Genomic DNA, 25,319 nt, shown 5'->3' on the forward strand with positions numbered 1-25,319 from the left:
TCGGGGGCCGCAACCCCCTTTCGTCCAAATTGCTGTCTTTTTCTGCTTACCAGCGGGTCGTCTTGCGATTTTCCCGGTCGATCGACATCAATATCCCCAGGCACAGCAGCACCGTCATCTGCGACGATCCACCATAGCTGAACAGCGGCAGCGGGATGCCCACCACGGGGGCGAGGCCCATCACCATCATCAGGTTGATCGCGACATAGAAGAAGATCGTCGTGGCGAGCCCCGCAGCGGCCAGCCGCGCGAACCGCGACTGCGCGCGCTGGCCGACCTCGATCCCCCAGCGGATCACCAGCAGGAAGGCGAGGATCAGCAGGCAGCCGCCGACCAGCCCCCATTCCTCGGCCATCGTCGCGAACACGAAGTCGGTATGCCCCTCGGGGAGATAGTCGAGATGGCTCTGCGTGCCGTTGAGGAACCCCTTGCCCCACAGCCCGCCCGATCCGATCGCGATCTTCGACTGGCTGATATGATAGCCGGTGCCCAGCGGATCGCTTTCGGGATCGAGGAAGATCAGGATCCGGTTGCGCTGATAGTCGTGCAGCGCGAAGTTGATCGCGAGCGGGATCGCGACCGACGCGGCCACCGCACCGCCGACGAACAGCCTGAGTGGAATGCCCGCCAGGAAAATCACCGTCGCGCCGCCCGCGCAGATCATCAGCGCGGTGCCCAGATCGGGCTGTTTCATCACGATCGCCGCGGGGATGCCGATCAGCACCGCGGCGGGCCAGACGGCCGCGAACCGCCGCGTCTCGTTGGGCGGCAGCATGTCGTAGAAGCGCGCACAGGCGAGCACGATCGCCGGCTTCATCAATTCGGACGGCTGCAGCCGGATGAAGCCGAGGTCGAGCCAGCGCTGACTGCCGCCACGCACCGCGCCGAGCAGCTCGACGAGCACGAGCGCGAGGACGAGCGCACCATAGGTCGGCCACGCCGCCGCCTTCCAGACACGCTCGGGGATGCGCGAGAGCACGACCGAGCCCGCCAGGAGGATGAAGAAGCGGATGCCCTGCGGCAGCGTCCAGGGGCGCAGCGAGCCGCCCGCCGCCGAATAGAGCACGACCAGCCCGAAGGTCCCGATCGCCGTGACCAGCAGCAAGGTTCGCCAGGGCAGGGTGGCAAGCTGTTCGGGGATGATCCGCGATGTCATTGGCCGCGCTCCGTGGTTCCGTCTTCCGCGACCCCGCCGCCGCCGCCTGCGAGATCCGCCTGCGTCCGGTTGGCGACGTCGGTGGCGTTCTCGACCGCCGGGGCGTCGCTCGGTACGGTCGCGTCGGTCTTGGTCGCGATCGCGGCGGGCGGGGCGCTCTGCGCCGCGCGATAGCTCGCCGCGGTTGCCGCCATCCGCGTCCTGATGTCGCCGCCCCAGGTCGGTTCGACCTCGGCGAGCGTCTTCAGCGCGCGCTCGCGGTCGAGCATATAGGTCATGATGTCGCGCCCGATCATCGGCGTGTCGAGGTTGCGCACCGTGTGCCCGTTATGCTCGAGCACCACGGCGAGCGCGTAGCGCGGGTTGTCCGCGGGCGCGAAGCCGATGAACAGCGCATGGTCGCGCAGCTTGAACGGCAGCTGGCCGTTCTTGAGCACGCCCGAGCGCCGCTCCGCCATGGTGATGCGGCGGACCTGCGCGGTGCCGGTCTTGCCCGCGATCGCGACGCCCGGGATCAGCAGCTTGGCCGCGCCGCCGGTGCCGCCCTGGTTGATCACGCCGAACATCGCCTCGCGCACCCGCGCCAAATTTTCCGAATCGATCGCCAGCGCGGGCGCGTCGCGGTGGACCTGGCTGGCAAGAATGCTCGGCTGCAGGTCGCGACCCGACGCGATCCGCGCCGCCATCACCGCGAGCTGGAGCGGGTTGGCGAGCACATAGCCCTGGCCGATCGACGCGTTGAGCGAATCCGCGACCGTCCAGGGCCGCTTGTACTTGTGCAGCTTCCAGTCGGGGTCGGGCATCGTCCCGAACCGCTGCGTCGAAAAGGGCAGGTCGAACTTCTGCCCCATGCCCAGCGTCCGCGCGATCGGCGCGATCGCGGCATAGCCGACCCGCCGCGCCATCTCGTAGAAATAGATGTCGCAGCTCTGCATGATCGCGTTCTTGAGGTCGAGCGGCCCGTGCCCGCCGCGCTTGTGGCAATGGAACACGCTCGTCCCCAGCCGCATCGCGCCCGAACAATTGACCCGCGCGTCGGCCGGAACGCCGGCGTGGAGCAGCGCGAGCCCGTTCATCGGCTTGACCGTCGAGCCCGGCGGATACAGCCCCTGCGTCACCTTGTTCATCAGCGGCACGTGATCGTCGTCGCTCAGCATCTGCCATTCGAGATGGCTGATCCCGTCCGAAAAGCTGTTGGGGTCATAGGCGGGCATCGACACCATCGCGAGCATCTCGCCGGTGCGACAGTCGATGACGACCACCGACCCCGAATTGGTGCCCAGCCGGCGTGCGGCATATTCCTGCAGCCCCGCGTCGATCGTCAGCCGCGCGGTCTTGCCCGGCACGTCGGGTTTGGTCGCGAGCTCGGCGACCAGCTTGCCGCGCGCGGTGACCTCGACCCGCTTCGCGCCCGCCTCGCCGCGCAGCGCGGGTTCGAGCATCTTCTCGAGCCCGTCCTTGCCGAGCTTGAAGCCGGGGGTGACGAGCAGCGGGTCGCGCGTCTTCTTGTATTGTTCGGCATTGGGCACGCCGACATAGCCGGTCAGATGCGCGACCGCGGCGCCCGCGGGATAGTTGCGCGCAAAGCCGCGCGTCGGCGCGACGCCGGGCAGCTCGGGCAGCCGCACGCTGACCGCGGCGAACCGCTCCCAGTCGAGATTCTCCGCGACCTGGACCGGCTGGAACCCGGCGGCATGATCGAGGTCGATCGCGATCCGCTCGATCTCCTCGGGCGGCAGCTGGAGGATGCGGCCGAGCAGCGGCAGCACGCGTTCCTTGTCGCGCAGCCGGTCGGGGATGATGTCGACGCGGAAATCGGTGCGGTTGTTCGCGATCGGCACGCCGTGGCGGTCGACGATCCAGCCGCGTCGCGGCGGCAACAGCGTCATGTTCACGCGGTTGCTCTCGGACAGCATCGTGTAGCGTTCGTTCTGCGCGATCGACAGCCAGGCCATCCGCCCGGCCAGCATCAGCCCGACGCCACCCTGCACCGCGCCCAGCATCCAGGCACGACGCGAGAAACTATAGGCTTGCGACATCTCGGTCACGACACGCGGCGGCCGTCTCATTCGGAAACCCGCTTCATTCCTGGACCCTGCGTCGTTCGATCGTCGCGACGATCCGCGCCGCCAGCGGGAAGAGCATCATGGTGATCACGATCTGCGCCAATAGCACGGTGTCGACATGCGTGCCGACCCGTACGCCCAGAAATCGCCCGCCGATCACGCAGCACGCGATCCCGCCGCTCGCGATCAGCCAGTCCTGCCAGAAATCGCGGTACACCAGCCGCTGCTCGATCATGTCGATCGCCACGAACGCGAGCGACCAGAGCAGCACCGCGCTGCCCAGCGGCTGCCCGCTGAGCAGGTCGTCGAACAGCCCTAGCGGTGCCGCCGCCCAGGGGCGCAGCGCGTAACGCGCGAGCAGCCGCCATGCGAGCAGCATGACGAAGCCGAACGGCGGCAGGATCGGGATCGTCGCGATCAGCGGCACGATCGTCATCAGCGATCCCGCCATGACGGTCAGCCACGGGATCGCCCGCGCCCGGCCGCCTGCGACCTTCGGTTCGAACGGCTTATAGTCGACGCTGTTGCGGGTGGTCACGGCTGGTCGATCATTTGGGGGAAGACGGGATAGGGTGGTTTGGCAGTCACTTGGCGCTATTGTCGGACGGCGCAAGGGCGCGCGGCGGCGGCACCGGCATGAAGCCGGGCTCGACCACCGCGAAATCGAAGGTGTCGGGGTTGGCGAAGGTCCGTGCCATCACCGAATCCGCCCCCGCGGTCATCACCCGCGCGACCGGGATGCCGGGCGAATAGAGCCCGCCGACGCCCGACGTGACGAACAGGTCGCCCGCGTTGAACTTGACGTTGGTCGCGTTGACCGACCGGACGTCGAGCATGCCGTCGCCGCGCCCGACCGCGATCGCAGGCAGCCCGTCGCGCGTCCGGCGGATCGGCACGATGCTGTCGCCGTCGGTCAGCAGCATCACCCGCGCCGCATTCGGGCCGGTCTCGACGACGCGCCCGACCAGCCCGTCGGGGCCGCGCACCGCCATGCCCGGCCGCACCCCGCTCCAGCGGCCCGCGTTGAGCAAGGCGAAGCGGCGTCCGCTCGACGCGCTCGAACTGACCAGCCGCGCGGTCACGACCGGTTCGGCGATCCGGTCGCGGACCTTCAGCAGCGATCGCAGCCGGCGATTGTCATAGGCGATCGTCCGCGCACGCATCAGCAAAGCGCGCGTCTGGTCACGCTCGCGGCGCAGCGCGCCATTTTCCTGGCGGACGAAGAAATAGGTCCCGATCGCCTCGGGCACGGCGGCGACCCCGCCCACGACCCAGGCGAGACCCGACGAGACCGGGGCGGTGAGGCCCGCCACGCCCATCCGCGCGCCGGCAAAGGCGGGCGGGTTGAAGGTCGAGACGACGAGCAACGCTGCGCCCACCACCGCACCGGCGATGGCGAGCACATAGCCTACGAACACCCCATATTGACGCCGTCGGGAAAACCCCGTCCGGCGGTCGCGGGCTGGCGCCATGCGCCTGTCCCCTCGTTCTCGGGCATCGCCGGGTCCGGGGCCCTATCCCCGCGACTCGGTCGATGCGATTTCCACTGACCCGTTTCCCACCTACACGCTTCTCAGCCGCTCATCAGCACGCCGCGGAACAGCGGGTCCTCGAGCGCGCGACCGGTGCCCAGCGCGACGCAGGTCAAGGGGTCCTCGGCGACCGTCACCGGCAGGCCGGTCTCGTCGCGCAGCACCTCGTCCAGCCCCTGCAGCAGCGCGCCGCCGCCGGTCAGGACGATGCCCTGGTCGACGATGTCCGCGGCCAGCTCGGGGGCGGTGTTCTCCAGCGCGACGCGGACGCCCTCGACGATCGTCGCGACGGGCTCGCTCAGCGCCTCGGCGATCTGGCCCTGGTTGATCTGGATTTCCTTGGGCACGCCGTTGACCAGGTCGCGGCCCTTGATGTGGATGATCGTGCCGATGCCGTCGACCGGCGGCTTGGCGATGCCGACCTCCTGCTTGATCCGCTCGGCGGTCGCTTCGCCGATCAGCAGATTATGGTTGCGGCGGACATAGCTGACGATCGCCTCGTCCATCTTGTCGCCGCCGACGCGGACCGACGTCGTATAGGCCAGACCGCGCAAGCTCAGCACCGCGACCTCGGTCGTGCCGCCGCCGATGTCGACGACCATGCTGCCGATCGGCTCGGTCACGGGCATGTCGGCGCCGATCGCGGCCGCCATCGGCTCCTCGATCAGCCACACCGTGCTCGCGCCCGCGTTCGACGCGGCGTCGCGGATCGCGCGGCGCTCGACCTTGGTCGACCCCGACGGCACGCAGATCACGATTTCGGGCCAGCGGGCGAAGCGGCGCGGGCCGTGCACCTTCTGGATGAAATATTTGATCATCTGCTCGGCGACGTCGATGTCCGCGATCACGCCGTCGCGAAGCGGGCGGATCGCCTCGATATTGCCCGGGGTCTTGCCCATCATCAGCTTCGCGTCGTCACCGACCGCCTTGACGCGCTTGATGCCGTTGATCGTCTCGACCGCGACCACCGACGGCTCGTTCAGGACGATGCCGCGGCCACGGACATAGACAACCGTGTTCGCGGTGCCGAGGTCGATCGCCATGTCGTGCGACATGAACTTGAAGAAACGCGAGTAGAAGGCCATTCAATCAGGGTCCCGTAATCCTGGCCGCCGGACGGGCGGCATTTCGCACATCATCTCGCGGGCCCCGCCGGTGTTTTCGAGCACCGGGTGCCTAATAAGCGGGCGTTTGCGGGTCGCGGGATGCCGTCGCTTGGTCTAGACGCAAACCCATGTCAATACGGCGTCTCCCCGAGCATCTCGTCAATCGTATCGCCGCCGGTGAAGTGGTGGAAAGACCCGCCAGCGCGTTGAAGGAGTTAGTCGAGAACGCCATCGACGCAGGCGCCGGACGCATCGCGATTCTCCTCGTCGAAGGCGGCACATCGCGCATCGAAGTCGCCGACGACGGATGCGGCATGACGCCCGCCGACATGGTGCTCGCGCTCGAACGGCACGCGACCTCGAAGATGCCCGACGAGATCATCGAATCGGTCGTGACGCTCGGCTTTCGCGGCGAGGCGCTGCCCTCGATCGCCAGCGTCGCGCGGCTGACGATCGAAAGCCGGGTGAGGGGGGCCGAGGGCTGGTCGCGGATCGTCGACAATGGCCGCGTCGAGCGCGAGGGGCCCGCCGCGCTGCCCCCCGGCACGCGCGTCGTGGTCGAGGATCTGTTCGCGCGCGTCCCCGCCCGCCGCAAGTTCCTGCGCTCCCCACGCGCCGAATATGCCGCCTGTCTCGACGTCGTCCGCCGGCTCGCGATGGCGCGTCCCGATATCGGCTTCACGATCGAGCATGACGGCCGTCGCACGCTGGCGGCGACGCAGGTCGAGGACCGGCCGGGCCGGGTCGCGACGCTCACCGATCGCGCGCTCGCCGACAATGCGGTCACGATCGACCTCGAACGCCCGGTCGACTCGGGCATGCTCGTGCTCGGCGGGGTCGCGAGCCTGCCGACCTACAATCGCGGCATCGCCGATCACCAGTATCTGTTCGTCAACGGCCGGCCGGTGAAGGACCGGCTGCTGATGGGCGCGATCCGCGGCGCCTATGCCGAGATGCTCCCGCGCGACCGGCACGCGGTCGTCGCGCTGTTCCTCGACGTCCCCACCGATCAGGTCGACGTCAACGTCCACCCCGCCAAGACCGAGGTCCGCTTCCGCGACCCGGCGATGGTAAGAGGCCTGATCGTCTCGGGCCTCCGCCGCGCCCTCGACGCCGCCGGCCACCGCAGCCAGCGCGCCAGCGACACCGCGCTCGCCATGTGGCAACCAGAAGCCTCCTCTCCCCCCGGGGGAGAGGAAGGGGCCCGCCCGCAAAGCGGGTGGGAAGGTGAGGGCACGCCCCAAAGACTGCCGCTGGAATCCCGCAGCTACGCCACGGTAAACGACGCCCGCCCCACCTTCTTCGCCGCGCCCCCACAGGCAAGAGCCGAACCCGCCTGGACACCGCCGCCACAGACCAGCGCCTTCCCGATGGGCGTCGCGCGCGGCCAGGTCGCCAAGACCTATATCGTCGCCGAGGCGGAGGACGGTCTCGTCCTCGTCGATCAGCATGCCGCGCATGAACGCCTCGTCCTCGAACGGATGCGCGCCGCGCTCGCCGGCGGCACGGTCGCGAGTCAGGCGCTGCTGATCCCCGAGGTCGTCGAACTCGACGAACCCGCCTGCGACCGGCTCGAGGCGCGCGCCGCCGAGCTGTCCGAGTTCGGGCTCGACCTCGAACGCTTCGGCGCGCGCGCGATGCTGGTCCGCGCGACCCCCGCCTTGCTCGGCCAGAGCGATCCCAAAGGGCTCGTCACCGACCTCGCCGACGAACTCGCCGCGTTCGACGAGGCGCTGTCGCTGAAGGAACGGCTCGACGCGGTCGCCGGCACGATGGCCTGCCACGGCTCGGTCCGCGCCGGCCGCATCCTCTCGGTCCCCGAGATGAACGCGCTGCTCCGCGAAATGGAGATCACCCCCCATTCGGGCCAATGCAACCACGGCCGCCCCACCTGGGTAAAGCTCGCGCACGGCGACATCGAGAAACTGTTCGGCCGCAAGTAAACGGTACAGCGAGGGGGGGGGGGGCGGGCGCCATCTCCCACGGCCCCCCACACTCCCGTTCGTGCTTATCGTAGATACAAGAGCTTTGACCAACGATGGTGTTCGACAGGCACTGCTCACGGTACCCCCCCCCCCCCAGCAGAACCGCCTGCCGAACGCACCGGCGTGTAATAAAACAGGCTGCTCAGGACTATTATTAAGTTTGATCCCAGTATCCACAATTAACTATTGATACTACGATTTATGGAAAATACACCTTTAAGACGTACCTCACGGCTAATGCGGACATGGATAAATCACAGAATGCATAACATAAGTTATGTTTTTAGATCGACTTCTTTGTGCTTCTGCATACCCTGATTCGACGAGATACTTCAGTACTTTCGTGGCAGGAATGCTATCTGCTGCGAGCGTCGTCCATGGCCATTGTCAACTTTGTTCGTAACAGGTTAACTTGGCAGATGGATTAAGCTGACACTTCCACCTTCGCGTAATTGCAGACATTCGAAGCTTAGCGAGGTTGGAAGCAAAGGAGCGTTCATGCCCGGCAAAACATCTGGCAATTACCGTGACGCGTATGCTTCCGCTCGCGGCATCGCTGCTGTCTGGCACTCTATTGGGTCGAGCGGCAATGCTCGCGTTAGTTTCGCCGATGGTGATGGACGGTGGACAGTCCGTCGGCGCGTGGGCGCTGGTATTGTTCTTGCTCGCTCAGCCTGTCATGCTCGTCGCTGCTGTGACGGCGGGCTTTCTCTGCTATCGCCGATTGACGAAATGGCGCTTCGTCACTGCGCTCGCACTGCCGGCGTTGCACCTTCTCGGCATGAGGATTCTCATGCTCGCTTTATAGGCTGAAAATCGAGTTTCCACCAAGTTGAGCCGTTGACACCGGCCGCCCGGCACCCGGCGATAACGCCACCCGATCGCGCCCTCACATCCGCGTCACAAAAAAAGCCCCCACCATCAGGTGAGGGCTCGTGACGTCAGGCGAAGTCTTACTTCTCGCCATTGTCCTTGACGCCCACGGTGGGCACGTCGACCGTTTCGGTCTCGGTCTTGACCTTGGGGACCTCGACTTCGGTCTTCTTCGTGCCGACGACGACCGCCTTCGAGTCGAGATCGACATTCGGCATGTCACCGCCCTTGACGGAGACCTCCGGAAGCGAACCTTCCTTCACGTTGGCGCTCCAGAACCCGGTCGCAAAGAGGACACCGACGATGGCCGCAATGACGACAAGGACGATGACGATCGTCTTGCCTGCGCCGCTCTTCTGACGAATTGGCTCGCCGCCCCGATAATCTGACATTTAACTCTCCCTGTACTTACAACAGGTTCGAACACTCTCGACGCAGTCTTGTTCCGTTTGCGTCATGACGTCGAAATTGCCGGCGCCCGGCACGCGGATCTTAACGCGTTTTGAGGGCGGAGCGACGGGCGGACGTCGCCGGCTCCCGCACCCAAAAAAAAGGGGGCCCGTCGCGAACGACGAGCCCCCCGAGATACGCCCCGGTTCGATCAGAACCGCACGGTCGCCCCGACCGCAAGGTTGCGGCCCAGCGCGTCGTAGCGCGCGGGGATCGTGTTGCTGCGCGCCAGGCTGATGTCATAGGAATTCGCCAGGATCGGCGGCGTCTTGTCGAGCAGGTTGTTCGCGATCAGCCGGAGCGAGAAATCGCGCGACACGGCGAAGGTCAGCGCCAGGTCGAAATAATTCACCGGCGCGATTCTGTAGAAGGTCGTCCGCGCCCGGTCGGGCGTGCCGCCGATCGCCGGATCGCCCGAATTGTCCGCACTCGTCAGCGACCCGACATAGCGCCAGTTGAACGACGTGCTGAAGATGCCGTCGCTCGTCGTATAGGTCGTCCGCAGCCCGTGCGACCATTTCGGCAGCAGCTGGCCGCAGCCATTGCCATAATAGCCCGCACAATTGCGCTTGGGCTGGAGCGGCGAATCCTGCCCGCCGGCAAAGGTGGTCAGCGACCCGTTGAAGTTCCAGTCGATCTTGCCGGCCCCGCCGAGACCCAGCGTATACTGGCTCTGGAAGTCCCAGCCACGCGCGATCGAGAAATAATAATTGGTCGTGCCCGCGCGGATGAAGCCGCTGGTCGGGTTGTTCGCGGCGGCGGCGTAGAGGATGCCGGTGCCGGGCTGGCGGACGATCCCCGAGCAGAAGAACGGGTCGCCGTTCGAACGCTGGCAGCCATCGGTGTAATAGCTGTCGTCGTTATAGCCGAGCGAGTTGTTGATCTTGATCCGGTAGCGATCGACCGAGAAGACCAGCCCGCGCAGGAAGCTCGGCTTCACGACCAGGCCATAGGTCTGGGTATAGGCGGTTTCCGGATCCGCGGTGAATCCGCCCGATCGCACCGTGCACTGGTCGTTGGGGCACAGCAGGGTCGCGCTGCCATAGAGTGCGTCGGACAGCCCGGTCGCCGCGCACACCTCGCGCGAGGCGATCGGCGTGGTCGTGGTGATCGTCCGGCCGGGATTGGCGGGGTCCGCGATCTGGCGCGGCACGGGGGCGCAGAAGTCGTTCTGCGATCCGCCCTGCCGGCTATAATTGATCGCGGTCGCCTGGCGGATCTCGAACACCGTCGGTGCACGCTGCGCCTTGTTGAACGACGCGCGGAACGTCAGGTCGCTGACCGGGGCATAGGTGCCCTCGAGCTTCCACGTGTTGAAGGTCTTGGGATTGCTGCTGTATTTCGACACACGGTAGCCGCCCGTGACCTGCAGCAGATGCGCGAAGCGGCGCTCCTCGATCAGCGGCGCCTGGACCTCGATGTTCGATTCCCACACGTCCTGGCTCAGGTTGAAATCCTCGCCGCCATTCTGCTCGCGGTAGATCGCATCGGCGGACGAGGCATAGCTGTCCTTGCGATATTCGCCGCCCAGCGCGATCGCGACGCCCTGGTTCGCAAAGGGCGAGGTGATCCCGTATTTGCCGAGGTCGCCGGTCACCGACGACACGATGTCCCACAATTTGGCGACGCCGGTCGAGGTGCCGCTGCGCGCGGTGAACAGGTAATCGGCCAGCGGTCCGCCGAGCGTCCCTGCGCTGAACGCGTTGAACGGGACACAGGCCGGGTCGACCCCCGACACGGTCGCCGCGCAGGTCGGCGTGCCGTTGACGCTGACGACGTTGAGCGAGCGGTTCACCCGGTCGAAATCGGCGAAATTGCCGAAGGTGATGTCCTGCTGGTTGCGCGAGAACACGCCGCCCAGATCATAGGTCCACGCCTCGCCGACGGTGCCGCGGATCCCCGCGGTCGCGCGGATCCCCTTGTTCAGATAGACGTCGGGCGAGAAGGGCAGGTCGTTGAAGCGATAGCGCACGTCGAGCGGCGCGAGCGCCGACGTCCCCGCCTGCGCACCGCAGATCGTGCTGGCCTGCGACGTCGACAGGAACGGGTTGTTGCAGTTCACCTGGTACGGCGTGTCGCCATAGGCGGTGTAGCTGTAGACGCGCGTCGGATAGGGGTTCACCGACCTGTCGCGGAACCAGATTCCCGAACCATAGAGCTCGAGCTCGGGCGCGATCTTCGCGCTGACGAAGCCGCCCGCCGTATAGCGTTCGAATTCGCGCTGGTAGGAATAGCCGTCATAGGGGTTGGCCGCGTTGCCCGCGCCTGCGCCGTAGGGCACGAAGCTGCGCGTGCCGGCGGGATCGTTGACATAGCCGACGCCGCTGTTCGCCCCGCTGCGCGGCGAGATATAGCCGCTCGGCGAATAGGTCGACAGCGAGCAGGACAGCGGGCCGTCCTTGCCGGTCTGGACCAGCTGGCATGCCGAGCTCGACCGTGCGTCATAGGGGACGTCATTGGCCTGGCGGTAATTGACGAAGCCCGACACGCGCAGCGCGCCGTCGAACAGCTTGGTGCCCGCGGTCAGCGTGACGTCGGACCGGCCGCCGTCATTGGTCAGCCCGCGCGGCGCCTCGAACGCGTTCGCGCGCGCCAGCGGCGACACGATCGTGTCCTTGTTCTCGTGATTGTAGAAGCTGTAATTGCCGTCGAGCTGGATCCCCTCGAAATCCTTCTTCAGGATGAAGTTCACCACGCCCGCGACTGCGTCCGATCCATAGACCGACGACGCGCCGCCGGTCAGCACGTCGACGCGTTCGAGCAGCGAGGGCGGGATGATGCCGACGTCTTGGCCGTTCTGCGTGCCCAGCCGCTTGCCATCGACCAGCACCAGCGTCCGCTCGAAGCCGAGGCTGCGCAGCTTGATCCGCTGGCGGCCGTCCGAATCCTGATAGGTCTGCTGGCTGTCGGGCGACACCTGCGGCAGGCGGTTGAGCACGTCCTCGACGGTGATCGCCGCCTGCGCGCGGATGTCCTGCGCGGTGACCGAGGTGATCGGCGCGGCCGATGTCATGTTGGGCCGCTGGATCCGCGATCCGGTGACGACGATCAGGTCGTCGGACACGGTCTTGGCCGTATCGCCCGCGGCGAACGCGGTCTGCGCATCGGCCTCGACCTTGGCCTGGGCCGGCGTCGCCGGGCTGTCCGTCGCGGTCTGCGCCACAGCGGGGATCGCCGTCAGCAACAGCGATCCGGCAAGTGCAATATAGGACGTGGTATGTCTGAAGTTCATGAAGGCCCCCTTGTCCGGCTGCGCGTTCGCGCTTGGTCCGGTTCCGGGGACATGAATTCTCCATTCTGACTTATATGACAATACCCAAATATGACCGATTCATACGAATGTTGCGACGACATTCAGAATAGGCACTATTTCGGTTATCGAAAGCCATCGCCGTTCACCGTGGCGCCGCATATTGGCAGGCCGCCCGCCGACGAATCGTCGCGGGTGGCACTTCGGCGGATTGTCATAGGGCCGTACCGCTACCGGTCCGGCGGACAGGCTAGCGTTTGGCGTTCCGCTTGCACGCAAAGGATCGGCGCAGCGCGTCGCGGACCACGAAGATCGGTGCGGCCTTCGCCTTCTTGCCCTTGGTGCGCAGATATTTGCGCGTCGTCGCCACCGCGTCGATCGTCGACCCCTTGGTCGCCGACGGGCAGATCTCGCGCGCCATCGACAGCGTGTCGAACGCGCCGAGGATATAGCCCGTGCAGAAGCTCGGCGCGGGGTCCGCATCCTTGCCGCGGCACTGCGCGATCAGGTCCTCGGTCGTCAGCGCGCTCACCACCACGGGCCGCTCGGCGCGAGCGGGGGTGCGGGGAGTGGGGGCAGGAGCAGGGGCAGCGGCCACCGCGGCGAGCCAGAGCAGGATCATGTCGGTTCGCTTTCCGCACCAGGGGTCGCCGCGACCGGCGTCGGCTTCAGATAGGGCAGCAGCCGCGCCCGCGGAAACACGTCGTCGAGCGTCCGGCTCTCGGGCAGGATATACACCACGCCGCCCTTGCGGCGGAACAGCGGGCTCAGCTGGCCGGTATAGAATTTGCTGCCGACATTGATGCAGCCAAAGCTGATCCGGTTGTCCTCCGGGCTCGGCGACACCAGCCGCTCGACCCGGCGTTCCTTCTTGTGCGTCGTGATCACCGCATGGATCGCGACCGAATTGGCATAGTCGACCCACAGCACAGACTGGCGTCCGAACGCGCGCCCGAACCTGGTGACGAACCGGCCCGCGGGCGTGGTCCGCTCGGCGGGGCCGATCTCGGCCAGATCCTTCGCGCCGACGCCCGGCGACGAATCGTCACCGATCCCGACGCCGAGCAGCACCGGCGTCTGCCCGACATATGCGCCCTTCGCATCGAACAGCAGCAGCGACGCCGCCTGCTTGTCGATCACCGCATAGGGCAGGCCGGCATTGTCCTTCGCCGCCGCGACCCAGGCGACGATCTGGTCCGCGGCCGGCGACAGCAGCGGCAGCGCGAGCGGCACGACCGGGGCAGCCACCGCCGCCCCGCGCCGCGGCTTCGCGCGCGTCTTGCCAGCGGCCTTGCCACCCGCCTTGCCACCAGTCTTCGCGGCGACCTTGGCACCGGCAGCGGCCGCCAGCGGCACCGGCACGGCGACGAGCGCCAGCGCCAGGCCGGCAAGCGCCGCCGCCCGGTACCGTCCCGGTAACAGCCCTCTCACGCGCAAGATCCTCTCACGATGGCGATCCTGCGCGGCGAAAGCCGTCCCGGGTATTGGCATGGAGCAGGGTCAGGCTCAGCCGCGCGGCTTGCGCTGGCGCTGCTGCATCTGCTGCTGCATCTTCTGCTCCATGCCGTCGACGCGACCGTTGATCTGGTCGATCCGCTGGCCGTTCTGCTGCGCCTGGCCGGCTGCGGCCTGGGCCTGGGTCAGCGCCTCGCCCGACGTGCCCTCGACGGTCCGCAGGCGGCCGTCCATGCCGTCGATGCGCGTGTTGACGGTCGCGATCTGCTCGCGGACAAAGCCCTTGGTGGCGCAACCGCCCAGCCCGATCGACCCGATCAGCAGGAGGGCAACCGTCGGATATTTCTGGAGACTCGTACGCATTTTCTTAACCTTTCCAAAAACTGGAACCTGCACTCAGCGATCACAATCGCGCGCTGACTATCGATTTTGGCCAGAATGTGCGTCTTCTGCGGTGGAGCAGGGGGCGGGGTGAATGCCGCCGGTTCGCCGCGCCGCGCGGTTCATCTGCCCGCAACCTTTTGCAGGCCTTGGGCATTATCGCCGCGTCCCATCTCAAAGAGTTCGCCGGCCATGAAACAGATCCTCCCCGTCATCTTCGCGCTCGTGCCCCTCGCCGCGATGGTCGGTGCCTGCGTCACCTGCCCCTGAGCCGCTGGCGTTCCTGCCGCGGACATGAAAAAGGCCCGCCCGGATCGCTCCGGACGGGCCTTTTTCGATTTGGCCAGGAAAGGCGAGGGGGTTAGCCCTGTGCCTCTTCCTCCTGGTCGCGCGGGGCTTCGGCGGTCGCGCCGGGCTCTGCGTTCGGATCGTAATCCTCGACGAAGCCAGCCTCGTCGCGCTCGAACATCGACGACATGACGTCGACGCCCTGAGCCTGCATCTCGGCTTCTTCCGGCGACCGGGCGACGTTGACCTTGACGGACACCGACACCTCGGGGTGGAGTGCAACCTTGACGGTGTACACGCCGATTGCCTTGATCGGCTTGTCGAGCACGATCGCCGACTTGCCGACCTTGTGACCGTCGGCCACCAGCGCATCGACCAGATCGCGAACCGCGACCGAGCCGTAGAGCTGACCGGTGTTCGACGCCTGACGGATCAGGGTCACGCTCGCGTCGGTGAAGGTCTTCGCTTCAGTCTCGGCATCGGCACGGCGCGATGCGTTGTCCGACTCGATCCGCGCACGGTTCGCTTCGAAAACCTTGCGGTTGGCTTCGTTCGAACGAAGCGCCTTCTTGTTCGGGAGAAGGAAGTTACGGGCATAGCCGTCCTTGACCTTCACCACGTCGCCGATGGCGCCGAGCTTTTCGACGCGCTCAAGCAGAATGACGTCCATGGGGGCGCTCCTTACTTAACGATGTAGGGCAGCAGGCCCAGATGACGCGCACGCTTGATGGCCTGGGCCAGTTCGCGCTGCTTCTTTGCGGCCACCGAAGTGATACGCGACGGGACGATCTTGCCACGCTCGGACACGAAGCCCTGCAGCAACCGGACGTCCTTATAGTCAATCCGGGGAGCGTCTTTGGCAGAGAACGGGCAGCTCTTGCGGCGGCGGAAGAATGGACGTGCCATGATTATTCAGCTCCCTCTTCGCGGTCACGACGGGGACCACGGTCCGGACGATCGCCGCGGTCAGGACGGCCTTCGCGGCCACCTTCGCGGTCGCCACGACGCTCACGGTCGCGGTCCGACTTGCGCATCATCACGGTCGGGCCCTCTTCGAGCGTGTCGACCTTGACCGTCATGTAACGGATGATGTCTTCGTTGATCTGCGTCTGGCGCTCCAGCTCTGCGATCACGTTGCCCGGGGCATCGATCTCGAGCATCACATAGTGCGCCTTGCGGTTCTTGGCGATCTTGTACGCCAGCGAACGCAGGCCCCAGTTCTCGGTCTTTACGACCCGACCTTCGTTGTCGTTCACGATCTTGGTGGCGATTTCCGCCAGAGCGTCCACCTGCGCCTGTGCCAGATCCTGGCGCGCAAGGAACACGTGCTCGTAAAGAGCCATGTCTTGTCCTTCGTCTTGGCCGATCGCTGATACACGCCCCATGCGTGCACCCCTCCGGCTGTCGTCTAGAATGCAAACCGGGGCAAGGGACGCGAATCCCTCACCCCGGTTGTGATGGCCCTTACCCGATTATCGGGGAAAGGCAAGGTTGGTTACGACCCTGACGGCGCGATTACCGGAACGCGCCACCCCGCACCTGGACCACGTTGCCGCGGCCGTTGACCAGCAGCGCGTCACGACCCGAACGGACCCACTGGCTGCCACGCGGCGGGGCGGCGAGGCGATAGTTGCGGTACGTCGTGATCACCCGGTAGTTCTGTGCATAACGGCGGTCGAACCGCTGGCCGGTGCGGAAATTGCGATACTGGTTCGGGCGGACGGTGGTCCGCTTGGTGACGACGGTGCGGCCATTATTGTTCTGGCGCACGGTGGTCACTTCGCGGCGCTGCTGCGCCTCGGCCGGAGCGGCGGCCAGCAGCGGGCTGGCGACGAGGGTGGCGGCAAGCGCGCTGAGGATGAACTTCTTCATGATACTCTCCCGTTGAAACACGGCGCCGATGCTGCGGCGTCCTCCATAATCTGGGGGCCGCTTGTCGCAGGCGCTTGTCGCAGGGGTCGCGAATTGGTCGCATTTTGTCGCAAACCCGCCAGCTTCGTTCAGGTTCGCGCGGTTGCAACTCGGGCCACACCTTTCTAGTCCGCCCGCTTCAAAGAGGAGAGGTCATGCGCGCGTTCATCTTCCCCGGCCAGGGGAGCCAGTCTGTCGGCATGGGCAAGGCGCTCGCCGACGCCAGCGCCACCGCGCGCGAGGTCTTCGCCGAAGTCGACGAGGCGCTCGGCCAGAATCTGTTCCGGCTGATGAGCGAGGGGCCCGCCGACGACCTCCTCCTCACCGAGAATGCACAGCCCGCGATCATGGCGAACGCGATCGCCACGCTGCGCGTCGCCGAGAAGGAGGGCGGTCTGCGCCTCGCCGACAAGGCCGATTACGTCGCCGGGCATAGCCTCGGCGAATATACCGCGCTGTGCGCCGCGGGCGCGCTCGACCTGTCGACCACCGCGCGGCTGCTCAAGCTGCGCGGCCGGGCAATGCAGGCGGCGGTGCCGGTGGGCGAGGGCGCGATGGCCGCGCTGCTCGGCACCGACCTCGAAAAGGCGCAGCTGATCGCGGGCGCCGCGGTCGATTCGATCCTCGCCGAGGGCGGGGCCGAGCTGGTCTGCACCGTCGCCAACGACAATGACCCGTCGCAGGTCGTCATCTCGGGCCACCGCCTCGCGATCGAGAAGGCGATCGGCCTCGCCAAGGATCTCGGCGCCAAGCGCGCGGTCCTGCTCCCCGTCTCCGCGCCGTTCCACTGCCCGCTGATGCAGCCCGCTGCCGAGGCGATGGAAGCCGCGCTCCTCGACGCCGACCTCCGCGCGCCGCTGGTGCCGGTGTTCGCCAATGTCGACGCGGTCGCCGTCGCCAACCCCGGCGCGATCCGCCACCTGCTCGTCCAGCAGGTCACCGGCATGGTCCGCTGGCGCGAATCGGTGCTCGCGATGCACGCAGCGGGCGTCGGCCACTTCGTCGAATTCGGCGGCAAGGTCCTCGCCCCCATGGTAAAACGCACCGCCCCCGACGCCGAAACCACCAGCGTCATCACGATGGACGACATCGAGGAATTCGTGAAGAAGATGTAATCACGCGGAGACGCGGAGCCGCGGAGAGAAGATTTGAGAGAGATCGATCAGATCAGCGGCGATGTGCTCGATCTCTCCGTTCGGATTCACCGTGCTCTGGGTCCGGGTCTTCTCGAAAGCGTCTACGAACTGGTGCTGGCGGGTAGGCTCGCCAGTCTGGGTTACCAAGTGGCGCGGCAGCGACCGGTAGACATCGAATTCGACGGGACCCGCTTCGAAGCGGCCTTTCGCATCGACCTCCTCGTCGACGAGCGCCTCTTGGTGGAAATCAAATCGGTAGAGCAACTGAACGCAGTCCACGGCAAGCAATTGCTCACCTATCTACGCCTCACCAAACAGCCCGTCGGGCTGCTTATCAACTTCGGTGGCGCGACGCTCAAGGAAGGGGTGCGACGGATCGTCAATGACCATCGCCCCTCCGCGTCTCCGCGTCTCCGCGTGAACCAATCTACTGGAGACTAGAATGTTCGACCTCACAGGCATGACCGCCCTCGTCACCGGCGCATCGGGCGGGATCGGGTCCGAGATCGCCCGAGCCCTCGCCGCACAGGGCGCGCGCCTCGCCATATCCGGCTCCAACGCCGCCAAGCTCGACGCCTTTCTGGCCACCCTCGGCGGCGATCACGTCGCGCTGCCCTGCGACCTGTCCGACCCCGCCGCGGTCGACGCGCTCGTCCCCCAGGCGGTCGAGAAGCTCGGCAAGGTCGACATCCTCGTCAACAATGCCGGCGTCACCCGCGACAATCTCGCGATGCGGATGAAGGACGACGAGTGGGACAGCGTCATCCGCGTCAATCTCGAAGCCGCGTTCCGCCTGATGCGCGCCGCCGCCAAGCCGATGATGAAGGCGCGCTTCGGCCGGATGATCTCGGTCACCTCGATCGTCGGCGTCACCGGCAATCCCGGCCAGGCCAATTACGCCGCGTCGAAGGCGGGGCTGATCGGCATGTCGAAATCGATGGCGCAGGAGCTCGCCAGCCGCGGCATCACCGTCAACTGCGTCGCCCCCGGCTTCATCACCTCGCCGATGACCGACGCGCTCCCCGACGCGCAGAAGACCGCGCTGACGACGAAGATTCCGGCCGGCCGGCTGGGCGAGGGTGCGGACATCGGCGCCGCGATCGTCTATCTCGCCAGCCGCGAGGCGGGCTATGTCACCGGGCAGACGCTGCACGTGAATGGCGGGATGGCGATGATCTGACGTCACGGATCCGCGGCATGAGCCGGGCTAACGCCCGGTTTTCGCCCGCAATCGCGCAAAGCGACCCGGCAAGGCGATGAACTGACCCTTGCCACGAAACGGACCCCGTTCTACGGGCGTTCAGGAACTGGTAAAAACCCCCAAAGATAGAGGGAACGAACATGAGCGAGACCGCAGACCGCGTGAAGAAGATCGTCGTCGAGCATCTCGGCGTCGAAGCCGACAAGGTGACCGAAGATGCGAGCTTCATCGACGATCTGGGTGCCGACAGCCTCGACATCGTCGAGCTGGTCATGGCGTTCGAAGAAGAATTCGGCGTCGAGATCCCTGACGACGCGGCTGAGAAGATCGCGACCGTCAAGGACGCGATCACCTATATCGACGAGCACAAGGCCTGATCAGGGCTTGAGGTCCGATCCGTCGGGCTTGCCCTGGTGGCTATGATCTGAGCGGCTCCCCGTCCTTGGGCTAAGAGGGCGGGGAGCCGTTTCGTTTTGGAAGCATGTGGAGTTTGAGGTCATGCGGCGTGTCGTCGTAACCGGGCTAGGCCTGGTCACCCCCCTGGGGGCCGATGTTGAAACGGCTTGGGCGAACATTCTCGCCGGCAAGTCGGGGGCGGGCCCGATCACCCGGTTCGATGCGTCGGACCAGGTCTGTCGCATCGCCTGCGAGGTGAAGCCCGCAGACCATGAATATGGCTTCGATCCCGCCAAGCGCGTCGACCACAAGGTCCAGCGCCAGGTCGATCCCTTCATCATCTACGGCATCGACGCCGCGGGCCAGGCGCTCGAAGACGCCGGCCTGACCGAGATGACGGTCGAGGAAAGCTGGCGCGCGGGCGTGTCGATCGGCTCGGGCATCGGCGGCCTGCCGGGCATCGAGAGCGAATCGATCGTCCTCCACACCAAGGGGCCGCGCCGCGTCTCGCCGCACTTCGTCCATGGCCGCCTCATCAACCTGATCTCGGGTCAGGTCTCGATCAAATACGGCCTGCGCGGACCCAACCACGCGGTCGTCACCGCCTGCTCGACCGGCGCGCATGCGATCGGCGACGCCGCGCGGATGATCGCGATGGACGATGCCGACGTGATGCTCGCGGGCGGCGCGGAGGGCACTGTCTGCCCGCTCGGCATCGCCGGCTTCGCCCAGGCGCGCGCACTGTCGACCAACTTCAACGATTCGCCCGAAAAGGCCTCGCGTCCCTATGACAAGGACCGCGACGGCTTCGTGATGGGCGAGGGCGCGGGCGTGCTCGTGCTCGAGGAATATGAACACGCCAAGGCGCGTGGCGCGAAGATCTATGCCGAGGTGATCGGCTATGGCCTGTCGGGCGACGCCTATCACGTCACCGCACCGCATCCCGAAGGCGACGGCGCGTTCCGCTCGATGCAGATGGCGATCAGGAAGTCGGGCCTCAAGCTCGAGGACATTGATTACATCAACGCGCACGGCACCTCGACGCCGATGGGCGATGAGCTCGAACTGGGCGCAGTCCGCCGGCTGTTCGGCGATGCGATCTCGGGTCTGTCGATGTCGTCGACCAAGTCGGCGATCGGCCATCTGCTCGGCGGCGCCGGCGCGGTCGAGAGCATCTTCTGCATCCTCGCGCTGCGCGACCAGATCGTGCCGCCGACGCTCAACCTCGACAATCCGAGCGACAGCTGCATCGGCGTCGACCTCGTTCCGCACGTCGCCAAGAAGCGCGAAGTCCGCGCGGTGCTGAACAACTCGTTCGGCTTCGGCGGCACCAACGCCTCGCTGGTGATGACGCTGGTCAAGTAAGAGTTTGTTCCCCCGCGAAGGCGGGGGCCCAGACTGGGTCCCCGCCTTCGCGGGGAAACAAGGGGTGAGAATGCGCAAGGTCGGCTGTTTCGGAGTGATCCTCGCCCTCGTGGCGATCGTCGCGCTGTTCCTCGTCGTCCAGGGCTGGGGCGGCGCCGGCCCGGCCGCGCGCACGCTCACCGTCCAGGTCGCGCAGGGGTCGAGTCTCGCCGCCGCCGCGACCGAACTCGAAAAGGCCGGCGCGATCCGCTCCGCCAGCCGCTTCCGGCTCTACGCGCGCATCTTCGGCTCGGGCGATCCGATCAAGGCGGGCGAATACCGCATCCCCGCAAAGGCCAGCCCGTCCGACATCCTCAAGCTGATGCAGGGCGGCAAGGTCGTCCAGCGGCTGGTCGCGGTCCCCGAAGGCTATCCCTCGGTCCTCGTCCACGACGCGCTGATGAAGGCCGACGGCCTGACCGGCACCGTGCCCGTCCCCGCCGAAGGCTCGATCCTGCCCGACAGCTATGCGTTCGAACGCGGCGACACGCGCGCCACGGTCGTCGCGCAGATGCAGTCGGCGATGACGGCGTACCTTGCCAAGGCCTGGGCGGCGCGCAAGCCGGGCATCGCGGTGGCGACCCCCGAACAGGCGATCATCCTCGCCTCGATCGTCGAGAAGGAAACCGGCAAGCCGTCCGAGCGTCGCATGGTCGCCGCGGTCTATGGCAACCGTCTGCGCGTCGGCATGCCGCTCCAGGCGGATCCGACCGTCATCTACCCGATCACCAAGGGCCGCCCGCTCGGCCGTCGCATCCTGCGCTCCGAACTGCAGGCGAAGAACGGCTACAACACTTATGCCAGCCCTGGCCTGCCGCTCGGCCCGATCGCCAATCCCGGCCGCGCCTCGATCGACGCGGTGCTCGACCCGGCGCAGACCCAGGCGCTGTATTTCGTCGCGGACGGCACCGGCGGCCATGTGTTCGCCGACACGCTCGACCAGCACAACGCCAACGTCCGCAAATGGTACGCGATCCGCAAGGCCCGCGGCGAGATGTAATCGCCCCCTTGGCGCCTGACACCATGGCGCCGGGTCGCTCAGCCACCCCGTTCGTCCCGAGTAGCTGCTGAGCGAAGTCGAAGCGGCGTATCGAGGGACAATTGGCGCACGGGCCCCCTCCGTCGATACCCCCTCTTCGGATAAGCGGTGCTTCGATACGAGCCCTCGATACGCCCCATCGGGGCTACTCGGTCTCTACTCGGCACGAACGGGAAGGGGGGACGTGGGCACCAGTGCCGCACGTCCGATCCTTACCCCCGCAGCGCGTTCGCCGCGCGCGCCTTCATCTCGATCTCGGCCATCGTGCCCCCGGTCACCCAGCTCCCCCCGACGCACAGCACCGGCTTGAACGCCAGCCACTCGGGCGCGCTGGCCTCGGTGATCCCCCCGGTCGGGCAGAACCGCGCCTGGTAGAACGGCGCCGCCAGCGCCTTCAGCGCCTTCAGCCCACCGCTCGCCTCCGCCGGGAAGAACTTGAAATGCGTGAGGCCGAGGTCGAGCCCGGTCATGATGTCCGCCGCATTGGCGATGCCGGGCAGGAACGGCACGCCGCTCTCGATGATCGGCGTCGCGAGCCGCTCGGTCAGGCCGGGCGAGACGATGAACTCGGCGCCCGCGTCCATCACTTCGGCGAACTGGCGCGTGTTGACGACGGTGCCCGCACCGACGATCGCGCCCTCGACCTTCTTCATCTCGGCGATCGCCTCGAGCGCGGCACCGGTGCGCAGCGTCACCTCGAGCACGCGCAGGCCGCCCGCGACCAGTGCCTCGGCGAGCGGACGGGCGAGCGCCGCGTCCTCGATCACCAGCACCGGGATGACGGCGCTGGTCTGCATGATGTCTGCGATGGTTGCGGTCATTGCGTGTGTTCCTGTGCGAAGGCAGCCGCGGCGCCGAACAGGCCGGGCTGGGGATGGGTGATCAGCTTGACGGGCATCGCCGCCATCATCGTCTGGAACCGGCCCTTGGCGACGAAGCGCTGGTCGAAGCCCGAGCGGACCAGGCGGTCCTTGATCCGGAAGCCGAGCCCGCCCGCGATCACCACCGCCTTGGCACCCTGCGCGAGCGCGAGATCGCCCGCCACCGCGCCAAGCGCGAGGCAGAAGCGGTCGAGCGCTGCGAGCGCGATCGAATCGGTGCCGTCGATCGCCTCGGTCCAGATCGTCCGGTCGTCGCGGCTGGGCACCGAACGCCCCTCCATCTCGGCCAGCGTCTCGTAGATCGCGACGATCCCCGGCCCGGCGACGACGCGCTCGGCCGACACGCGCGTGAAGGTCTTGCGCAGCCGCTTGAGCAGCGCGTCCTCGATCCCGTCGAGCGGCGCGAAGTCCATGTGACCGCCCTCGGTCTCGAGCACCTGGTACCGGTCGCGGTGCCGCAGCAGCTGCGCGACGCCCAGGCCGGTGCCCGGCCCGCAGATCGTCGTGATCCCCTCGGACGGCAGCGGCGTGTCGGGGCCGCACAGATGGATGAAGTCGCTGTCGGGGACCTGCGCGACGGCATGGCCGACCGCGCCGAAATCATTGACGACGACCCACTGGTCCGCGTTCAGCCGCTCGGTGATCAGCGACTTGCGGATGATCCACGGATTGTTGGTCAGGCGGATCACGTCGTTGGCGACCGGTGACGCGACCGCGATGCCCAGCGCGCGGGGCAGGGGCCGTCCCAGCCCCGCCTCGAACGCCTGATAGGCGGTCTGCAGCGACGCGTGGTCGGCGGTCTTCATCGTCACCGGCTCGCCCAGCTTGACGACGCGGCCATTCTCGACCTCGGCAATCGCAAAGCGCGCATGCGTCCCGCCGATATCTGCCGCTACGATTTCCATTGGTCTCTCCCGATCCTTGATCTCTTATCGCCGTTCGTCCTGGGCGACGTCGAAGGACATCGCCCGGAACGAACGGTAGGCGCGGGCTCTAGAGCCCCGCGCCCGCCAGCATCGCCGACGCGCCCTTTTCGGCCTCGTCGGCCAGCCCGCGGAACATGCCGAACAGCTCGCGGCCCATGCCGCTGACCGCGGGGGGCAGCGTCACCATCTCGCGCGTCGCCCACACGTCTGCATCGACCAGCGCTTCCAGCGTGCCGTTGACCGCATCGACGCGGATCATGTCGCCGTCGCGGATCAGCCCGATCGCGCCGTCGAGCAGCGCTTCGGGCGAGCAATGGATCGCGCACGGCACCTTGCCGCTCGCGCCCGACATGCGCCCATCGGTGACGAGCGCCACCTTGAACCCGCGATTCTGCAGCACGCCCAGCGGCGGGGTCAGCTTGTGCAGCTCGGGCATGCCGTTCGCGCGCGGCCCCTGGAAGCGGACGACGACGACGACGTCCTTCTCCAGCTCGCCGCGCTTGAACGCCTCGATCACGTCGAGCTGGTCGTCGAACACCATCGCGGGTGCCTCGACGATCCAGCGATCGCGCTCGACCGCGGACACCTTGATGCACGCGCGGCCGATATTGCCCGCGAGGATCCGCATGCCGCCATCCGCCGAGAACGGCGCGGTGGCAGGACGCAGGATCGTCTCGTCACCGCTGTCGGGCGTATCGCGCCATTCGAGCGCGCCGTCCGCGACGACCGCGGTCTTCGCATAGGCCGACAGGTCCTGCCCGCCGATCGTCATGATGTCGCCGTGGAGCAGCCCTTCGCCCAGCAGCTCCCGGACCACATAGGGCATGCCGCCCGCCGCCTCGAACGCGTTCACGTCCGCCGAGCCATTGGGATAGACGCGCGCGATCAGCGGCACCGCCGCTGACAGGCGATCGAAATCCTCCCAGTCGATCACGATCCCCGCCGCACGCGCGATCGCGGGGACGTGGAGCAGGTGGTTGGTCGACCCGCCCGTCGCGAGCAGGCCGACCGCCGCATTGACGATCGCCCGCTCGTCGACGCAGCGGCCGAGCGGCCGGTAGTCGTCGCCGCGTGCCCCGATCTTCGCGAGCCTATGGACCGCCGCGCGCGTCAGTTCCTGGCGCAGCTTCGTGCCCGGATTGACGAACGCCGCGCCCGGCATGTGGAGGCCCATGACCTCCATCATCATCTGGTTGGTGTTGGCGGTGCCATAGAAGGTGCAGGTGCCCTTCGAATGATAGGCGCCGATCTCCGCCTCGAGCAGTTCCTCGCGCCCGACCAGCCCTTCGGCGAACTTCTCGCGCACCGCGGCCTTGGCCTTGTTGGGCAGCCCGGTCGGCATCGGCCCACCCGGGATCAGCACCATCGGCAGGTGCCCGAAGCGCAGCGCGCCCATCAGCAGCCCCGGTACGATCTTGTCGCAGATGCCGAGCAGCGCCGCGCCCTCGAACGTGCCGTGGGACAGCGCGATCGCGGTGGAGAGCGCGATCGTGTCGCGGCTGAACAGCGACAGCTCCATCCCCGGATAGCCCTGCGTCACGCCGTCGCACATCGCCGGCACGCCGCCCGCGACCTGCGCGGTCGCGCCGGCCTCGCGCGCCCAGACCTTCATCAGTTCGGGATAGCGGTAATAGACCGCATGCGCCGACAGCATGTCGTTATACGCCGTCACGATGCCGATGTTCATGCCGGCATCGGCCTTCATCGCATCGCGGTCCTCCTCGGTCCCCGCATAGGCATGCGCGAGGTTCGCACAGCCCAGCGACGGCCGACGCACCTGCGCCTCGCCCTCGCGGTCGATCAGCGCGAGATAGGCGGCGCGGCTGTCGCGCGACCGTTCGATGATCCGGTCGGTGACCGCGGAGACAACGGCGTTCAGCATC

The 25,319-nt window shown here is 66.9% G+C and carries 25 protein-coding genes; 8 read left to right on the forward strand and 17 right to left on the reverse strand.

The window, feature by feature from the left end; all coding sequences use genetic code 11:
- Positions 1-46: 46 nt before the first annotated feature.
- The 5 genes from rodA to IFT71_RS08210 all read right to left on the reverse strand — a co-directional run bounded on the left by rodA (position 47) and on the right by IFT71_RS08210 (position 5,839).
- The gene (gene rodA / locus IFT71_RS08190) at positions 47-1,156 is read right to left on the reverse strand and encodes a rod shape-determining protein RodA (RefSeq protein WP_192140138.1); all 1,110 of its coding nucleotides are present in this window, start codon (positions 1,154-1,156) and stop codon (positions 47-49) included.
- The gene (gene mrdA, locus IFT71_RS08195; protein ID WP_192140140.1) at positions 1,153-3,225 is read right to left on the reverse strand and encodes a penicillin-binding protein 2; all 2,073 of its coding nucleotides are present in this window, start codon (positions 3,223-3,225) and stop codon (positions 1,153-1,155) included. The genes rodA and mrdA overlap by 4 nt, the downstream gene beginning before the upstream one ends.
- A 13-nt stretch (positions 3,226-3,238) precedes the next feature.
- Entirely contained in the window at positions 3,239-3,760 is a 522-nt protein-coding gene (gene mreD, locus IFT71_RS08200) for a rod shape-determining protein MreD (RefSeq protein ID WP_031440173.1), read from the reverse strand.
- A gap of 46 nt (positions 3,761-3,806) precedes the next feature.
- Positions 3,807-4,694 carry a rod shape-determining protein MreC gene (gene mreC / locus IFT71_RS08205; RefSeq protein WP_056681251.1) on the reverse strand — a complete coding sequence of 296 codons (888 nt, stop codon included), beginning with the start codon at positions 4,692-4,694 and terminating at the stop codon, positions 3,807-3,809.
- Between the two features lie 101 nt (positions 4,695-4,795).
- Positions 4,796-5,839, reverse strand: coding sequence for a rod shape-determining protein (locus IFT71_RS08210; protein WP_031439534.1), 1,044 nt, complete (start codon positions 5,837-5,839; stop codon positions 4,796-4,798).
- A gap of 149 nt (positions 5,840-5,988) precedes the next feature.
- Between IFT71_RS08210 and mutL the strand changes: the two genes are divergently transcribed.
- Together mutL and IFT71_RS08220 are read left to right on the forward strand one after the other, a co-directional pair.
- The gene (gene mutL / locus IFT71_RS08215; RefSeq protein WP_192140142.1) at positions 5,989-7,803 is read left to right on the forward strand and encodes a DNA mismatch repair endonuclease MutL; all 1,815 of its coding nucleotides are present in this window, start codon (positions 5,989-5,991) and stop codon (positions 7,801-7,803) included.
- Positions 7,804-8,371: 568 nt separating this feature from the next.
- On the forward strand, positions 8,372-8,653 hold the full coding sequence (locus tag IFT71_RS08220; RefSeq protein WP_192140144.1) for a hypothetical protein: 282 nt from the start codon (positions 8,372-8,374) through the stop codon (positions 8,651-8,653).
- A 145-nt stretch (positions 8,654-8,798) separates the two neighbouring features.
- Here IFT71_RS08220 and IFT71_RS08225 read toward each other — a convergent pair whose 3' ends face one another.
- From IFT71_RS08225 to IFT71_RS08265, 9 genes are all read right to left on the reverse strand, one after another.
- Positions 8,799-9,110 (reverse strand): hypothetical protein, encoded by a 312-nt coding sequence (locus IFT71_RS08225; RefSeq protein ID WP_031440198.1) that lies wholly within the window; start codon positions 9,108-9,110, stop codon positions 8,799-8,801.
- Between the two features lie 209 nt (positions 9,111-9,319).
- On the reverse strand, positions 9,320-12,400 hold the full coding sequence (locus IFT71_RS08230) for a TonB-dependent receptor domain-containing protein (RefSeq protein WP_192140146.1): 3,081 nt from the start codon (positions 12,398-12,400) through the stop codon (positions 9,320-9,322).
- A 268-nt stretch (positions 12,401-12,668) separates the two neighbouring features.
- On the reverse strand, positions 12,669-13,040 hold the full coding sequence (locus tag IFT71_RS08235) for a Rap1a/Tai family immunity protein (protein ID WP_192140148.1): 372 nt from the start codon (positions 13,038-13,040) through the stop codon (positions 12,669-12,671).
- Entirely contained in the window at positions 13,037-13,849 is an 813-nt protein-coding gene (locus IFT71_RS08240) for a hypothetical protein (RefSeq protein WP_192140150.1), read from the reverse strand. The genes IFT71_RS08235 and IFT71_RS08240 overlap by 4 nt, the downstream gene beginning before the upstream one ends.
- Before the next feature lie 75 nt (positions 13,850-13,924).
- On the reverse strand, positions 13,925-14,236 hold the full coding sequence (locus tag IFT71_RS08245) for a hypothetical protein (protein WP_031393980.1): 312 nt from the start codon (positions 14,234-14,236) through the stop codon (positions 13,925-13,927).
- 379 nt (positions 14,237-14,615) lie between these two features.
- Positions 14,616-15,212: a 50S ribosomal protein L9 gene (rplI, locus tag IFT71_RS08250; RefSeq protein ID WP_031440825.1), complete on the reverse strand. Its 597-nt coding sequence runs from the start codon at positions 15,210-15,212 to the stop codon at positions 14,616-14,618.
- An 11-nt stretch (positions 15,213-15,223) separates the two neighbouring features.
- Complete coding sequence (gene rpsR / locus IFT71_RS08255) at positions 15,224-15,448, reverse strand: 30S ribosomal protein S18 (RefSeq protein ID WP_031393978.1); 225 nt, start codon at positions 15,446-15,448, stop codon at positions 15,224-15,226.
- Between the two features lie 2 nt (positions 15,449-15,450).
- Entirely contained in the window at positions 15,451-15,885 is a 435-nt protein-coding gene (gene rpsF, locus IFT71_RS08260) for a 30S ribosomal protein S6 (RefSeq protein WP_031393977.1), read from the reverse strand.
- A 172-nt stretch (positions 15,886-16,057) separates the two neighbouring features.
- Positions 16,058-16,414 carry an RcnB family protein gene (locus tag IFT71_RS08265; RefSeq protein ID WP_031393976.1) on the reverse strand — a complete coding sequence of 119 codons (357 nt, stop codon included), beginning with the start codon at positions 16,412-16,414 and terminating at the stop codon, positions 16,058-16,060.
- Positions 16,415-16,608: 194 nt separating this feature from the next.
- Here IFT71_RS08265 and fabD point away from each other — a divergent pair, with 194 nt between their 5' ends.
- From fabD to mltG, 6 genes are all read left to right on the forward strand, one after another.
- Complete coding sequence (fabD, locus tag IFT71_RS08270) at positions 16,609-17,568, forward strand: ACP S-malonyltransferase (protein WP_159511070.1); 960 nt, start codon at positions 16,609-16,611, stop codon at positions 17,566-17,568.
- Between the two features lie 33 nt (positions 17,569-17,601).
- Positions 17,602-18,030, forward strand: a complete 429-nt coding sequence (locus tag IFT71_RS08275) for a GxxExxY protein (RefSeq protein WP_159511069.1) — start codon at positions 17,602-17,604, stop codon at positions 18,028-18,030.
- A 1-nt stretch (position 18,031) separates the two neighbouring features.
- Positions 18,032-18,769, forward strand: a complete 738-nt coding sequence (gene fabG / locus IFT71_RS08280) for a 3-oxoacyl-[acyl-carrier-protein] reductase (RefSeq protein WP_056681273.1) — start codon at positions 18,032-18,034, stop codon at positions 18,767-18,769.
- A gap of 161 nt (positions 18,770-18,930) precedes the next feature.
- Positions 18,931-19,167: an acyl carrier protein gene (locus IFT71_RS08285; RefSeq protein ID WP_031393971.1), complete on the forward strand. Its 237-nt coding sequence runs from the start codon at positions 18,931-18,933 to the stop codon at positions 19,165-19,167.
- Between the two features lie 121 nt (positions 19,168-19,288).
- Positions 19,289-20,551: a beta-ketoacyl-ACP synthase II gene (gene fabF, locus IFT71_RS08290; protein ID WP_037528671.1), complete on the forward strand. Its 1,263-nt coding sequence runs from the start codon at positions 19,289-19,291 to the stop codon at positions 20,549-20,551.
- A 70-nt stretch (positions 20,552-20,621) separates the two neighbouring features.
- Positions 20,622-21,590, forward strand: a complete 969-nt coding sequence (gene mltG / locus IFT71_RS08295) for an endolytic transglycosylase MltG (RefSeq protein WP_192140281.1) — start codon at positions 20,622-20,624, stop codon at positions 21,588-21,590.
- Positions 21,591-21,841: 251 nt separating this feature from the next.
- Here the strand turns inward: mltG and eda are convergent, their stop codons facing one another.
- The 3 genes from eda to edd form a co-directional block, all read right to left on the reverse strand.
- Positions 21,842-22,450 (reverse strand): bifunctional 4-hydroxy-2-oxoglutarate aldolase/2-dehydro-3-deoxy-phosphogluconate aldolase, encoded by a 609-nt coding sequence (gene eda / locus IFT71_RS08300; RefSeq protein WP_031440818.1) that lies wholly within the window; start codon positions 22,448-22,450, stop codon positions 21,842-21,844.
- On the reverse strand, positions 22,447-23,415 hold the full coding sequence (gene glk / locus IFT71_RS08305) for a glucokinase (RefSeq protein WP_031396123.1): 969 nt from the start codon (positions 23,413-23,415) through the stop codon (positions 22,447-22,449). Before glk ends, eda begins: the two co-directional genes overlap by 4 nt.
- 88 nt (positions 23,416-23,503) lie before the next feature.
- The gene (gene edd, locus IFT71_RS08310) at positions 23,504-25,318 is read right to left on the reverse strand and encodes a phosphogluconate dehydratase (RefSeq protein WP_192140152.1); all 1,815 of its coding nucleotides are present in this window, start codon (positions 25,316-25,318) and stop codon (positions 23,504-23,506) included.
- Position 25,319 lies beyond the last annotated feature (1 nt).

This window comes from Sphingomonas sp. CFBP 13733, from assembly GCF_014841795.1.
GTDB lineage: Bacteria > Pseudomonadota > Alphaproteobacteria > Sphingomonadales > Sphingomonadaceae > Sphingomonas > Sphingomonas aerolata.